Raw genomic sequence first — 12,734 nt, forward strand, 5'->3', positions numbered from 1 at the left:
AACTTGCCCCATCATGCGTAACCCGCCCGCGCTGGAACAATTGGTCGAAGCCTTGCGCTGCCTGCCTGGGGTGGGCCCCAAATCCGCCTTGCGCATGGCCTACTACCTGCTGCAACGCGACCGCAAGGGCGCTGGCCTGCTTGCCAAGTCTCTTGATCAGGCCTTGCAGGTGGTCAGCCACTGCAGCCTGTGCAACAACTTCAGCGAACAGGAAATCTGCCCGCTTTGCGCCTCTCCTGCGCGCGATCATTCATTGCTCTGCATCGTGGAAATGCCGAGCGATCTCATGATGCTGGAGCAAACCCAATCCTACCAAGGCATGTATTTCGTCCTTATGGGCAGGCTATCGCCGCTGGATGGCATCGGCCCTCGCGACATCCACTTGGACAAGCTGCTCAAACGCGCCCAGGATGGAGAGGTGGAAGAAGTCATCCTGGCAACGAACTACACTGTGGAGGGCGAAGCGACTGCGCACTATGTCAGCGAGCTGCTCCGCGCCCGCGGCATCAAGGTCAGCCGCATTGCGCGCGGCCTGCCGATGGGCGGGGAAATCGAGCATGTGGATAGCGGCACCCTCGCGCAAGCCATGCTGGAGCGCCGCAACCTACGCTAGTTCAGAACTGGCCGGGCTCTGCCTCTAGAGTGCGGTTAGCCAGCCGCTGCTTCCAGACAGCCAGGCAGGTTTCTATCTCGGCTACATCGTGCACGGCATAATCCGCGCCCCATTCGAGCGGGCGGTCCGCCTCGTCAAGATACCCATAGAGCGCCGCCACGGTAGGCATGCCCGCCGCCACGCCCGCGGCAATGTCGCGCTGGGCATCCCCAATATAAATACAATCGCTTGGCTGTGCGCCGCCCTGCTCGCAAGCCATCCACAACGAGTCGGGATGGGGCTTGGGTCGCGGCGCATCATCTGCGCATACCAAGCAGGCCAGGCGCTGGTCCAGCTTCAGTGCAGCAAGCAAGGGGGCGGAAAAACGCCTGAGCTTGTTGGTCACGACACCCCAGCGGATTCCGGCCGCTTCAATATTCTGCAACAACGTTTCCATGCCATCGAACAAGATGGGCGTCCGCGTATACACTTCATCATACAGTGCCAGGTATTCGTCGCGCATGGCTGCGAAATTCGCATCCTCAGGCGTGATGTCAAACCCGATACCCAACAGCCCCCGGGAACCATGGGATGCGTAAGGACGGATAATGTCCTGGTTGAGGAAAGGCAATCCGTGGCGTTTGCGCTGCAAATTGAGCGCGAGCCCGAGGTCGGGCGCCGTATCGGCCAAGGTGCCATCCAGGTCGAACAATACAAGGCTTTTCATGGCTACTTGACCGTTTGCAGGATGTAATTGACGGAAATATCGTCGTTCAACTTATAGTGCTTGGTCAACGGGTTATAGCCCATTCCTTTCGAAGCGATGACATCGAGGCCAGCGGCACGCGCCCAGCCAGCTAGCTCGGAAGGCTTGATGAATTTCTCATATTCATGGGTGCCGCGCGGCAAGAGGTTCAGCACATATTCGGCTCCCAGCACCGCAAAAAGGTAAGCCTTGGGATTGCGGTTAATCGTCGAAAAGAACACCTTGCCCCCAGGCTTGACTAAGCGCGCGCATGCCAGCACCACGGCCGCAGGGTCCGGCACATGCTCCAGCATCTCCATGCAAGTCACTACGTCAAAGCTCTCTGGCGCCTCTTGCGCCAGATCTTCAACCGAGATCAAGCGATAGTCGACCTTTGCGCCGCTTTCGTATTGGTGCAGCTGCGCTACCTTGAGCGCCTTTTCTCCCAGGTCGATGCCCGTCACGTCGGCACCCCGCTCGCTCATGGACTCGGACAGGATGCCGCCGCCGCAACCGACATCCAGCACACGCTTGCCTGCCAAACCTGCATGCTCGTCTATATAGTTGAGGCGCAGCGGGTTGATTTCGTGCAATGGCTTGAATTCGCTATTCTTGTCCCACCATTTATGGGCAAGCTCGGCAAATTTTTGCAACTCCGCCTGGTCTACGTTCACGCCAGATACTGATTCAGTTGGGTTTGCCATTCGGTACTGATCTCCTTTAACTCAGCAGGCTCGATATTGGCATACACGCCCGCCTGCCCTTGCAACTTCTGATACTTCAACTCTCCGGCCACCCATACATGGCTGACATGCTCACGCCCGGCACTGTATACAAGGTGGGAAACCACATTGAAACATGGCTCCAACTCGATTGAGGCAAGGTTGACAGCTACCACATCCGCATACTTCCCAGACTCCAACGAACCCAGGTCTGCTTCCTGCCCCAATGCTCTCGCCGCATTGATCGTCGCCATAGCCAACGCTTCTGCAGCCGGCACACTGGCTGCGTCCTTGCTCGCTCCTTTGGCCAGTAGTGCAGCCAAGCGCATTTCTGCAAACATGTCCTGGCGGTTATTGCTTGCCGCGCCATCCGTGCCTATCGCGACATTCACCCCTGCTTTCAAGAGTGCATGCACAGGCGCAATGCCGCTGGCAAGCTTGAGGTTTGATGCCGGGCAATGCGCGATATGGCAGCCATGGGCAGCCAGGGAAGCCATCTCGGCCTCGCTCAAGTGAACCCCGTGCGCAGCCACCAAGTTGGGGCCCAACAAACCGAGCGCTTCCAATCGCTGCAACGGCCTTACCCCATATTGCTTAATGCTATCTTCAATTTCCGTTTGCGTCTCATGCAGATGCGTATGGATGTTCAATCCCAGCTGCTCCGCATAAGTCAGGATGTCCTCAAAGGTTTTGTCACTGACTGTATAAGGCGCATGGGGAGCCAGGCTGGCGCTCAATAGCCCGTTATCGCGCCAATCGTCCCTTGCCTGCAGGCCTTTCTGCAAATAGTCTTCCGCATCATGCGCGTAACTGGTGGGAAACTCCATGACCACCAAGCCGATATTCGCACGCATACCTGACTGGATAGCCGCCCCTGCCACGGCCTGCGGGAAAAAATACATATCGTTGAAACAGGTCGTCCCGCCTGCAAGCATTTCAGCACACCCAAGCAAAGTACCCTGGCGCACGAAACGCTCCGAAACAAACCGTGTTTCCGCAGGCCAGATATGATCTTGCAACCACTGCATCAAAGGCAGGTCGTCCGCCAGTCCTCTCATCAGGCTCATTGCTGCGTGGGTATGCAGGTTGATCAAACCGGGTATCAACACATGCTCATCCAGCAACACAGCTTGTGCCAGCGGGTAGCGCTGCCTAGCCTGCTCGGTCGGCAGGATATCCAGAATGCATTGACCCTCGACAATCACGCTGTGATGCTCCAGCACCTTGCCCAAGGGAAGGCCGGGCACGACCCATCGCGCCTCTAGGGCGCGCAACGTCGATTGCTCAGCGGAAAAGGATTTTGAATTCTGATTCATAATGGCCATATATGAAAAAGCCCCGCTAGGCGGGGCTTTTTCAACGCTTAAGCTAGATTACTCGCTAGCACGTTGTACTTCAATTTCAACGATCACACGACGGTTAGGCTGCAAGCATTCGATCGCCTTCTTGCCGCGTACACCAGCGCACTCGACAACTGGCTCGGACTCGCCCTTACCAACTGCATGGAGGCGGCTCTCTTCAATACCTTGGGAAACCAGGTACTTCTTGACAGTGTTGGCACGACGCTCGGACAGCTTTTGGTTGTAGGCATCATCGCCGATCCGGTCAGTATGACCAGTGATCAGAACCAGCTCGACTTCTGGATGAGCCTTCATCTTCTCAACAACGTCAGCATTCAGTGCTGCCTTGCCTTCCTCCTTCAGGTTGTCCTTGTCGAAACCGAAGAGCACTTCAGAGGACAATGTCACCTTCTCGAAAGCTGGCTCTGCAGGACCAACTGGAGCTGGAGCTGGTTCTGCAACCGGCTCAGGTGCTGGCTCTACAGCAGCTACCGGCTCTGGAGTTGGCTCGACTACTGGAGCTGGCTTGGGAACGCCGAAACGGAAAATTGCACCGAGGTTCAAATAGGTATTGCCGATGGTATGGGTATCAACTACACCGCTGGAACCAGCATATTCAGCACGGCTCCAAACTTGGCGCAAATCAGCCTGCAAACCAAAGTTTTCGTTGAAGAGGTATTGCGCACCGAAACCAACATTAGCCATCCAAGATGTCTTTTTGTCACCCAAATCTGCACCGGTTGCATCACTGGTGTAATTAATATTGTTTCTAGCTGCGCCAACACCAGCCAGCAAGAACGGACGGAACTTGTCACGGCTAAAGAAGTAAAGAGCATCTACGCCAAACAATGTTTGACGGTATTTACCGCTCACACCGGTAAGATCGCTATCAGCACGGTTATGGCTTAAACCAATCTGCACATCCCAGTGCTCGCTGATTTCCTTACCAAACTTCAAGAAGCCTCCCACACTGCGCGGCTCAGCCTCCAGATCGCTATCTGCATGCATTACATTCACACCTGGCAATGCGTACCATGCACCGCTGTATGCTACATCGTCAGCACTAGCTGAAACAGCAGCAAAGGCAAATGCACCAGCAACTGCAAGACCAATCAGATTTTTTTTCATTCGATTTAACTCCTGATGACTAACGGACGACTTGACTATACTCAATGCATAAAAGCCACGCAATGGGTCTAGTCGAGGAAATCAAGCTAGATCGGCACTTTCAACCGATTTGTTGCAATTATACAACAACACACTTAAGGCAGACACCCTGTCTTTACAGAGTTTGGCAACGCGATCGAACCCTACGCACACCGCACCACGCACCCCTATGTACGAAGGTTTCACTTTAATTATATTTTCAATATTTTCAATTTTCAACGACCCAGCGAGACCTGTCTGCATGCCTTCTGCCATTTGCAGGAAAACCTCCAGGCTTCCCATATCCAAATGGGCAAGCAAATTGCGGCCGTCCTTGTTGGCGGTATCCAGCATTACGCCCCAGAAACCCGCCTCCCGCAACAAAGGCACCAAGGCGAACTGGGGCGCAAGGTCGGCCATCAATACTGCGACCACCGCCAGCTTGCGTTCGGCAATCAAGGGCTGCAAGGCATTGAGGCAGGCGATGTTGTCATGCTCATTGCCAAAAAAGCCTACCTTGATAATGTCGACGCCTGTCTCCGCCATTTGCACGACAGCCTCGCAAATCACCGCAGGCTCCATGGGCAAGTCGCCAGTCGTCGCACTGGTGATCTTTCTGCCGTCAACAGCGGCCACCGCCTCGGTGACGACCGACAAGGGCAAGGCCCCGAGCGCGCCTTGTGAGGGATTTTTCATGTCGATGATGTCCGCCCCTCCTGCCAAGGCCAGCAATGCCTCTTCCGCGGAGGTCACACTAACCAGCAACTTGCTCATGCCTGGTTTCCCCCTGTCATTGCCGCCTTGTGGTTCTCGACCTTGTCGACAAGCCATTGCCAGGCCTCCAATTCACGCTCGCCAGCCGTCTTTTCAATCGCAATCTTCAAATAGTTGATCTCGGTTTCAATCTTTTCCATAGGCAACATATGCAGGCGGCTTACCAGCACCGCCAACTCGATGACGGCGGCTTGTGCGCGGTTGAAACCGCGAAATGGCGCGTGGATTTCTTCATGAATCACGCGGAAATACAGCTCGGGACGCGTCTCGTCATCCTTGATTTCCAACAACTCCAACTCCTGATGCGTCAACGCGGATGCCAACACCACGCCGTTGACCTTGCTGGCCCTGGCGAGCGGCCAATCATGGCGCCCGGTCAAGCCGCCGGCAAAAGGCCGTACGTCATCGGTAAAGTTCAGGACGGCATACTGCGTCTCCAGTAGGTTGTCCAACGTCACGGAAGGTCGGAACGGCGCAATCAATACCAGGCCGTTGCGCTCCCTGACCCCGAAAGGGGCAATATGGACTTTCCCCTCGCTGCTGATCGAGGTCAGTATGCTTTCATAAATCATGCTTCAGGCGCTTTCCCTATTCTACGAGGCCCGCAAGTGGCCTCCTCAGCAGGCTGTTCGACTTTACCTTCTTTTTCAACCTTGCGGGGTCCGCAAGCTGCGTCTTCCTTGCCTCGCTCGGCCCGCTTCTCTCTTTTTTCCTTCAGGGCGGCATCCCGGTGCTCCACCCTGGCTTCCGGATCTTTCGCCAACGTAGCGCAGCCCCATTCCAGTTCCTCGTCCTGGCTATAGCGCTTCTTCAACTGCCAGGCGATCTGCGCGCGCGCCAGCTCTACGCCAAGGTAAAAGGCATGGGAACCGTCCTGTTCCACGTTGAGGTAGGGATAAAGCTTGAAAGGATCGGTATCGCAATGGATGCCATCGCGATTGAAGACATGCATGCCGTCCCGGCTGATGATGATACGGAAGCTCGGGTCCCTGATCTGGGAAGCCAACTCCTGCACTTCTTCAGGCGTGTAGGTAAAAGGGCGCTTGTCGTGCAGCCCCAGCAGGCCGTCGCTGTAATCCCTAGGCAAGCGGTTTTCCTCACGGGCCGCATACATGATGCGGCGTGCGACGTCAGCCTCGGCCACCGCATACACGGCATGGGAACTGACGGAGGTGGCCAGCACGGCATTGACCTTGAGCTCGGTAATGATGCCGAACAGCATCGCATTGATGCCTGTGGTGTCGGCATCCGTCAGCTCGGTCAAGTTCCCTACTCCCATCATGATCTCGACGCCCGGATAGCGCTTCCTGAGCCGCTGGTAGCGCACGATGGAATCGGTGAAGCCGAACGGGATGGGGTCCAGGATCGCATCCGCAATGAAGGGCCTGCCACGCTTCAACATGCCTTCTATGGCACGGTAAAGCGATCTCTGGTTGGTTGGCGTGGTGGGGATCAGGATGGGCGTGGACGCCACTTCGTCGGCAACCCACAAGGTTTTTTCAGTCAGGCTCAATAAGTAGTCCGCACCCGCTCTGCCGGCCAGCAGCAGATCGTCCGTGTTCAACGAGTCCACGCTCACCTTGAAGCCTTCCCGCTTCAAGGCTTGGATGGAATCCTTGAGGTGAGGGAAAGGCGTATTGGGCAAACACCCGAGATCGATCACGTCGGCGCCCTGGCGGCGAAACTCTCGCGCACGCGCCACCACGCCATCCACGGTCAATTGTGGCGCCTCGACAATCTCGGCGAAAATCTTGACGTCGAACCTGGACAAATCCACTTCGCGCCCTCCCCGGCCAAAAAACTGCGGTAAATCCTTGAGGTCATCAGGCCCGCGCACGACAGGAACGCCGTATTTTTCCACAAGCAGATCCAAATCGCCCTTGCACAGCCCTGGCACAATAATGCGGTCCGCGCCTCCCGCATCGGGCAAGCGCCGCATGATCAGCTGGGGCGTCAACAAGGCTGCAACCGAGACTCCGAGCTGTGCTATGCGGTAGCTGAACTCGGTAGGCTGCATGTCTTCAAGCACTTTATGCAGGCTTTTTTCTGCGAGCTTTCCTGTCAGGAATAGGATGTTTTCAGACATGCGAGCCTAGCCTGAATTGCTGCTTGCAATTGCTGCATATCACTGACCACCGTGGTGTCTTCATAGGTCTGGAGCCTTGCGATATTGTCCAGATCAATACGGCGCGGGAACACCTTGACCATATTCTCCCGCGGAGCCTCCGACTCCACTTCGGGAGCGGTATCGCATGCAAACACGATACTTGGCACACCGCACTTGCCCGCCTGGGCATATACATTGGTCACAAGGGTATCAGAAATTCCATATACCATTTTGGCAATGGTGTTGGAGGTTGCCGGTGCGATAACGACGCTATGGTAACTGCCGTAGTAGAACATCTCTACCGGGACCGAACTGGCCGTCTTGTCCTGGAATACCTTGGCGATCCGGTGCTTGAAACCGTACTGCTGGAGCACCTCGGCGGCCGCACGGCTCAGGAACAGATCCACATCCTCCAAGCCGTCGATAATCTCCAGGCACTCCCGCAGATAATGGCCTGAGCCAGTCAGTGCCCAGGCCAGCCTTGGTTTTTCTACTGTTTTCACGCCTACCTTAAGCTCCGAAAGGATGGCGCAATACAATGGTTTCATCGCGCTCAGGACCTGTGGAGACGATATCCACGGGAACCTCGCACAATGCTTCCAGGCGCTTGAGGTAGTTGCGGGCATTCTGCGGCAGGTCTTCCCAGCGGCTGATACCGAAGGTATTCTCGTCCCAGCCCGGCAATGTCTCGTAAACCGGTTGGCAACGCGCTACATCGTCTGCTCCCACCGGCAGCAAATCGACAGGCTTGCCGTCCAGCTCATAACCGGTACAGATATTCAGTTCCTTGATGCCATCCAGCACGTCGAGCTTGGTAATGCACAAACCCGTCAGTCCGTTGATGCGCGCGGAACGGCGCAAGGCGGCCGCATCGAACCAGCCGCAACGGCGCTTGCGCTTGGTCACGGTACCGATCTCACGGCCCTTGTCGGACATCTGGAATCCTGGCGAATCCTCGGTTTCGATGTCGAGCTCGCTTGGGAAAGGACCGCCACCAACGCGAGTAGTATAGGCCTTGGTGATACCGAGCACATAATGCAGCATGCTTGGGCCGACGCCGGTGCCAGCCGCAGCCTGGCCCGAGATACAATTGGAGGACGTCACGTACGGATAGGTACCGTGATCGACATCGAGTAATGTGCCTTGCGCGCCCTCGAACAAGAGGTTCTGCCCGGCCTTGTTGGCCTCGTAGAGCGCAGCCGAAATATCCGTCACCAGCGGTTGCAGCAACGATGCCTTGGACAAGGCGTCATCCAGTTGCTGCTGGTAGTCCACGGCCTCGACATTGAGGTATTTGGTCAATACGAAGTTATGGTAATCCAGCACTTCCCTAAGCTTTTCCGCAAAGCACTGGGGATAGAACAGGTCGTAAACGCGCAGGGCGCGACGGGCGACCTTGTCTTCGTAAGTCGGGCCTATGCCCTTGCCTGTGGTGCCGATCTTGCGGCCAGGTTCGCGTGCAGCCTCGCGCGCCTTATCGAGGCGCACGTGGTAATCCAGGATCAATGGGCAGCCCGGGCTGACCTTCAAGCGGCTGCGCACTTCCAGGCCGGCCTTTTCCAGGCCGTCAATCTCGAACAAAAGATGGTTGGCATCGAGTACCACGCCGTTGCCGATATAGCAATTGACGCCTTCGCGCACGATGCCGGAAGGAACGAGGTTGAGCTTGTATTCCTTCTGCGAGGCTCCTTGACCGATGACCAGGGTATGGCCGGCATTGTGGCCGCCCTGGAAACGCACGACACCCTGCGCATGGTCTGTCAACCAGTCTACGATCTTACCTTTACCCTCATCCCCCCACTGGGTACCGATAACGACGACGTTCTTACTCATGAATAGATCCAATAGATAGAGTTATAACTCGGGAGCGGCCACTACGACCCACTCTCCATTTTGCTGGATCAGGATGCGATCGCAACCCAGTTCCGCACGATAGGGCTCCTGCCCTGGCAAATCTTGAATGACCACCTGCCCTTGCGCACGCAAACCTTCGATCACCAGGGCGAGGGAAGCATCTGCAACAGCAGGCGCGAAAATGGCGCCTGCCGTCTCGGCGACAGGCAATGAACTGACCACGCCGCGCAAGTCCAGGCTGAAGCCGGTCGCTGGCCGAGCCCGGCCGAAAATGGCGCCGACCTCGTCGTAGCGGCCGCCCCGAGCCAACGGCCCGGCATATCCCTGCGCATAGGCAGCAAAGACGATGCCGCTATGGTAGTGATAGCCGCGCAACTCAGCGAGGTCGAAGCATACCTTGACGTCCAGGTCGGCCAACCCTGCGCCGACCGCCTTGAGGTCGCGCAGCGCCTGCTGGATTTTTGCCATCTGCGGCAAACGCTTGGCAGCTTGCTCAAGCACACTGATATCGCCGCTCAGCTGGGTCAGGCTGGACAAGGCTTCCAGGGTATCCGGGTTTAAATTCCGTCCCAGCTCGCGCACCGCCGACTGGTCTTTGCTTTGCAAGGCTGCGTACAGCTCCTGCTCCTGGGCTTCGCCGATCCCGGCATTTTCAAGCAGGCTGGCAAAGATGCCGACATGACTGACATCGATATATAAAGTATCCAGGCCAACCGCATGCAAGGCCTTGACCATCAACCTCTGGATTTCAATATCGCTCTCGACGCCCGCGTGCCCATAGAGCTCAGCGCCGACATGCAAGGGTTCGCGGCTGCGCGCGAGACCGTCTGGCGACGTGCGCAGGACGCTGCCGGCATAACACAAGCGCGTCACACCCTGGTTGTTCAACATATGGGCATCGATACGAGCCGTTTGCGGCGTCATATCCGCCCGGATACCCATGAGCTTACCGGTCAATTGATCGACCACCTTGAAGGTGGCGATATCAAGGTCATGGCCGATACCGGTCGTCAGCGATTCCATGTACTCCATCATGGGAGGAATCACATATTGATAACCGTGCACTTTGAACAAGTCCAGCAAGCTGCGACGCAATTGCTCGACGCGGGCAGCCTCGGCCGGGAGTACATCTTCGATGTATTCAGGAAGTAACCAGTTACGCATTATTTTCTATAAGGTTTAAGGCTAGTGCAGCAATAGCACAATCAACAGGCCTGCCAGCATGGATGCCAGCCCGACGAAACGCAACTGCCCATCCTTCATTTCCACCATGCGCTGAAAGGTCTGCCTCCAGGTATGCGGTGCGATCAAGGGCAATATACCCTCGATCACAAGCACCAAACCAAAGGCAAGCAGCAAGCTGGAAGTCAAGATGGGCGTTCCTGCTTACTTGGCGGCGCTACCCGCGCGGCCGGAGTTACGCATGTATTTGAAGAAATCCGAACCTGGGTCTAGCACCATGACGTCGCTCTTGCTCTTGAAGCTGTTGCGATACGCATCAAGGCTACGATAGAACGCATAGAATTCAGGGTTCTTGCTATAGGCCTGGGAATAGATTTCCGCAGCCTTGGCATCCCCCTCACCCTTGATCTTCTGCGCCTCGCTGAAGGCTTCGGCAATGATCACCTCGCGCTGCCTGTCGGCATCTGCACGAATCTTTTCCGCCTCGCCGGCGCCCCTGGAGCGCAACTCATTGGCAACCCGCTTACGCTCGGCTTCCATACGCTGATAGACAGATTCACTGACTTCTTGAGGCAAATCGACACGGCGCAAACGCACATCCAGCACCTGGATGCCCATCTGGCGTGAGTCACGGTCCGCACGCTGACGCAGGATGTCCATGATCTTGCTACGCTCGCCGGACACCACTTCATGGATAGTGCGCTTACCGAACTCGGCACGCAAGCCGTCATTTACTGTCTGAGACAAGCGGCGCTCCGCCTGCAGCTCATCGCCCTTCACGGAAACATAGTATTTGGCAGGATCGACGATACGCCACTTGATGAACGAATCCACCAGCACGTTCTTCTTTTCGCTGGTTAGGAAGCGGTCAGGTTCCACCCAATTCAAGGTCAGAATACGCTTGTCGAAATAACGCACGTTATCCACCAACGGCACCTTGAAGTAAAGGCCTGGCTCTTTTTTCACCGATACAATTTCACCTAGGCGGAACACCAAGGCATATTCGCGCTGGTCCACGCTAAAGGCAGACAGGCTCAGCAGCAGCAAGGCTGCAATCAGGCCCAAGAGCACTGTTCCAAGATTTCGCATTATCGGCTCTCCCTGTCTCGGCTACGGAATGAGTCCCGTGAACGCTGGATATTGACGTCAAGCTCGGAAGTGCTGCTGGGCACTACAGGCTGCACGGTGGATGCGGCAGCCGGATTCGCGCCGGAAGCTGACAGCAGCTTGTCGAGCGGCAGGTAGAGCAGGCTGTTGTTGCCCTTCTGGTCGACCACGACCTTGCTGACGCTGGACATGATCTGCTCTTGCGCATCCAGGTATAGACGCTGGCGCGTGACTTCAGGAGCGCGCTGGTATTGCGCCAACACTTGCTCAAACCGGCTGGCATTACCCTTGGCCTCGTTCTCGACACGCAGCTTATAACCTGCAGCCTCTTCCAACAAGCGGGAAGCGGTACCGCGCGCACGCGGAATCACGTCATTGGCGTAGGCGTAGCCTTCGTTCTTCTGGCGCTCAAGATCCTGCCCCGCCTTTACGGCATCGTCGAATGCCGCCTGCACCTGCTCTGGCGGCTGGGCGTTCTGCATCGTCACATTGACGATGTTCACGCCGGTGGAGTACCGGTCCAGGATTTCCTGCATCAGCTGCTTGGCCAGCACGGCAATTTCCTCGCGCCCTTCATACAGCGCGAAATCCATCTTGCTCTTGCCGACGATCTCGCGAATCGCAGTCTCGGCAATGCCGCGTACAGACTCTTCTGCAAAGCGGTTGTTGAACAAGGTTTCTTCTACATTCTTCAGGTTGTATTGCACGGCGAACTGCAAGTCGATGATGTTTTCATCGTCCGTCAGCATCAAGGACTCCCTCAACTCGCGGCCACGGCCGGAACCTCCCTCGGCAGAGCGGTAGCCCACCTCTATGGTACGCACCTGCTCCATATTCACTACAGTCACGCTTTCCACTGGGTACGGCAAGTGCCAGCGCGGGCCAGGCATAGTGGTTTCCACATGCTTGCCAAAGCGCAACACGACGCCGCGGGACCCTTGGTCCACGATATAGAAGCCTGTCGCAAACCAGATGACGGCGACCAAGCCTAACACAGGCAGTACCGGGATCGTCCTTGCCTCGGGATTAGGTTCACCACCCGATCCACCATTCTTGCCGAACAAACCGTTCAACTTGCGGCTGAACTGCCGGAACACTTCATCCAAATCGGGCGGACCATCGTTGTTACGATTGCCCCAACCGGGATCGTTAGCCATGCATCACT

Annotated in this window: 14 protein-coding genes; 1 reads left to right on the forward strand and 13 read right to left on the reverse strand. The window is 56.5% G+C overall.

The features are described 5' to 3' along the window. Positions 1-13: 13 nt before the first annotated feature. Positions 14-613, forward strand: coding sequence for a recombination mediator RecR (recR, locus tag ACJSDX_RS12430; RefSeq protein ID WP_407994949.1), 600 nt, complete (start codon positions 14-16; stop codon positions 611-613). Position 614: 1 nt separating this feature from the next. Here the strand turns inward: recR and ACJSDX_RS12435 are convergent, their stop codons facing one another. The 13 genes from ACJSDX_RS12435 to hflK form a co-directional block, all read right to left on the reverse strand. After that, complete coding sequence (locus ACJSDX_RS12435; RefSeq protein WP_407994950.1) at positions 615-1,319, reverse strand: HAD family hydrolase; 705 nt, start codon at positions 1,317-1,319, stop codon at positions 615-617. Positions 1,320-1,321: 2 nt separating this feature from the next. Beyond that, a complete protein-coding gene (ubiG, locus tag ACJSDX_RS12440) occupies positions 1,322-2,041 on the reverse strand; it encodes a bifunctional 2-polyprenyl-6-hydroxyphenol methylase/3-demethylubiquinol 3-O-methyltransferase UbiG (RefSeq protein ID WP_407994951.1) in 720 nt (239 codons plus the stop codon). Next, positions 2,008-3,375, reverse strand: coding sequence for a TRZ/ATZ family hydrolase (locus tag ACJSDX_RS12445; protein ID WP_407994952.1), 1,368 nt, complete (start codon positions 3,373-3,375; stop codon positions 2,008-2,010). Before ACJSDX_RS12445 ends, ubiG begins: the two co-directional genes overlap by 34 nt. Positions 3,376-3,432: 57 nt before the next feature. Beyond that, positions 3,433-4,527 (reverse strand): OmpA family protein, encoded by a 1,095-nt coding sequence (locus ACJSDX_RS12450; RefSeq protein WP_407994953.1) that lies wholly within the window; start codon positions 4,525-4,527, stop codon positions 3,433-3,435. Between the two features lie 81 nt (positions 4,528-4,608). Then, positions 4,609-5,319 (reverse strand): (5-formylfuran-3-yl)methyl phosphate synthase, encoded by a 711-nt coding sequence (locus ACJSDX_RS12455; RefSeq protein WP_407994954.1) that lies wholly within the window; start codon positions 5,317-5,319, stop codon positions 4,609-4,611. Beyond that, a complete protein-coding gene (locus ACJSDX_RS12460; protein WP_407994955.1) occupies positions 5,316-5,891 on the reverse strand; it encodes a DUF447 domain-containing protein in 576 nt (191 codons plus the stop codon). The genes ACJSDX_RS12455 and ACJSDX_RS12460 overlap by 4 nt, the downstream gene beginning before the upstream one ends. Then, positions 5,888-7,405, reverse strand: coding sequence for a DUF6513 domain-containing protein (locus ACJSDX_RS12465; RefSeq protein ID WP_407994956.1), 1,518 nt, complete (start codon positions 7,403-7,405; stop codon positions 5,888-5,890). Before ACJSDX_RS12465 ends, ACJSDX_RS12460 begins: the two co-directional genes overlap by 4 nt. Next, entirely contained in the window at positions 7,381-7,974 is a 594-nt protein-coding gene (locus ACJSDX_RS12470; protein WP_407994957.1) for a flavoprotein, read from the reverse strand. Before ACJSDX_RS12470 ends, ACJSDX_RS12465 begins: the two co-directional genes overlap by 25 nt. Then, positions 7,937-9,259, reverse strand: a complete 1,323-nt coding sequence (locus tag ACJSDX_RS12475; protein ID WP_407994958.1) for an adenylosuccinate synthase — start codon at positions 9,257-9,259, stop codon at positions 7,937-7,939. Before ACJSDX_RS12475 ends, ACJSDX_RS12470 begins: the two co-directional genes overlap by 38 nt. Positions 9,260-9,280: 21 nt before the next feature. Then, positions 9,281-10,444, reverse strand: coding sequence for an ATP phosphoribosyltransferase regulatory subunit (locus ACJSDX_RS12480; protein ID WP_407994959.1), 1,164 nt, complete (start codon positions 10,442-10,444; stop codon positions 9,281-9,283). A 21-nt stretch (positions 10,445-10,465) separates the two neighbouring features. Next, positions 10,466-10,651, reverse strand: coding sequence for a DUF2065 domain-containing protein (locus ACJSDX_RS12485; protein ID WP_407994960.1), 186 nt, complete (start codon positions 10,649-10,651; stop codon positions 10,466-10,468). A gap of 15 nt (positions 10,652-10,666) precedes the next feature. Beyond that, positions 10,667-11,551 carry a protease modulator HflC gene (gene hflC, locus ACJSDX_RS12490; protein ID WP_407994961.1) on the reverse strand — a complete coding sequence of 295 codons (885 nt, stop codon included), beginning with the start codon at positions 11,549-11,551 and terminating at the stop codon, positions 10,667-10,669. Then, positions 11,551-12,726 (reverse strand): FtsH protease activity modulator HflK, encoded by a 1,176-nt coding sequence (gene hflK / locus ACJSDX_RS12495; protein ID WP_407994962.1) that lies wholly within the window; start codon positions 12,724-12,726, stop codon positions 11,551-11,553. Before hflK ends, hflC begins: the two co-directional genes overlap by 1 nt. Between the last annotated feature and the right edge of the window lie 8 nt (positions 12,727-12,734).

It is taken from the genome of Methylobacillus draconifructus (assembly GCF_045984355.1).
In the GTDB taxonomy this organism is placed as follows: domain Bacteria; phylum Pseudomonadota; class Gammaproteobacteria; order Burkholderiales; family Methylophilaceae; genus Methylobacillus; species Methylobacillus flagellatus_A.

Coding starts and splice junctions, on each gene's coding strand:
- recR (WP_407994949.1), top strand. CDS start 14: ATGCGTAACCCGCCCGCGCTGGAACAATTGGTCGAAGCCTTGCGCTGC.
- ACJSDX_RS12435 (WP_407994950.1), bottom strand. CDS start 1,319: ATGAAAAGCCTTGTATTGTTCGACCTGGATGGCACCTTGGCCGATACG.
- ubiG (WP_407994951.1), bottom strand. CDS start 2,041: ATGGCAAACCCAACTGAATCAGTATCTGGCGTGAACGTAGACCAGGCG.
- ACJSDX_RS12445 (WP_407994952.1), bottom strand. CDS start 3,375: ATGAATCAGAATTCAAAATCCTTTTCCGCTGAGCAATCGACGTTGCGC.
- ACJSDX_RS12450 (WP_407994953.1), bottom strand. CDS start 4,527: ATGAAAAAAAATCTGATTGGTCTTGCAGTTGCTGGTGCATTTGCCTTT.
- ACJSDX_RS12455 (WP_407994954.1), bottom strand. CDS start 5,319: ATGAGCAAGTTGCTGGTTAGTGTGACCTCCGCGGAAGAGGCATTGCTG.
- ACJSDX_RS12460 (WP_407994955.1), bottom strand. CDS start 5,891: ATGATTTATGAAAGCATACTGACCTCGATCAGCAGCGAGGGGAAAGTC.
- ACJSDX_RS12465 (WP_407994956.1), bottom strand. CDS start 7,405: ATGTCTGAAAACATCCTATTCCTGACAGGAAAGCTCGCAGAAAAAAGC.
- ACJSDX_RS12470 (WP_407994957.1), bottom strand. CDS start 7,974: ATGAAACCATTGTATTGCGCCATCCTTTCGGAGCTTAAGGTAGGCGTG.
- ACJSDX_RS12475 (WP_407994958.1), bottom strand. CDS start 9,259: ATGAGTAAGAACGTCGTCGTTATCGGTACCCAGTGGGGGGATGAGGGT.
- ACJSDX_RS12480 (WP_407994959.1), bottom strand. CDS start 10,444: ATGCGTAACTGGTTACTTCCTGAATACATCGAAGATGTACTCCCGGCC.
- hflC (WP_407994961.1), bottom strand. CDS start 11,551: ATGCGAAATCTTGGAACAGTGCTCTTGGGCCTGATTGCAGCCTTGCTG.
- hflK (WP_407994962.1), bottom strand. CDS start 12,726: ATGGCTAACGATCCCGGTTGGGGCAATCGTAACAACGATGGTCCGCCC.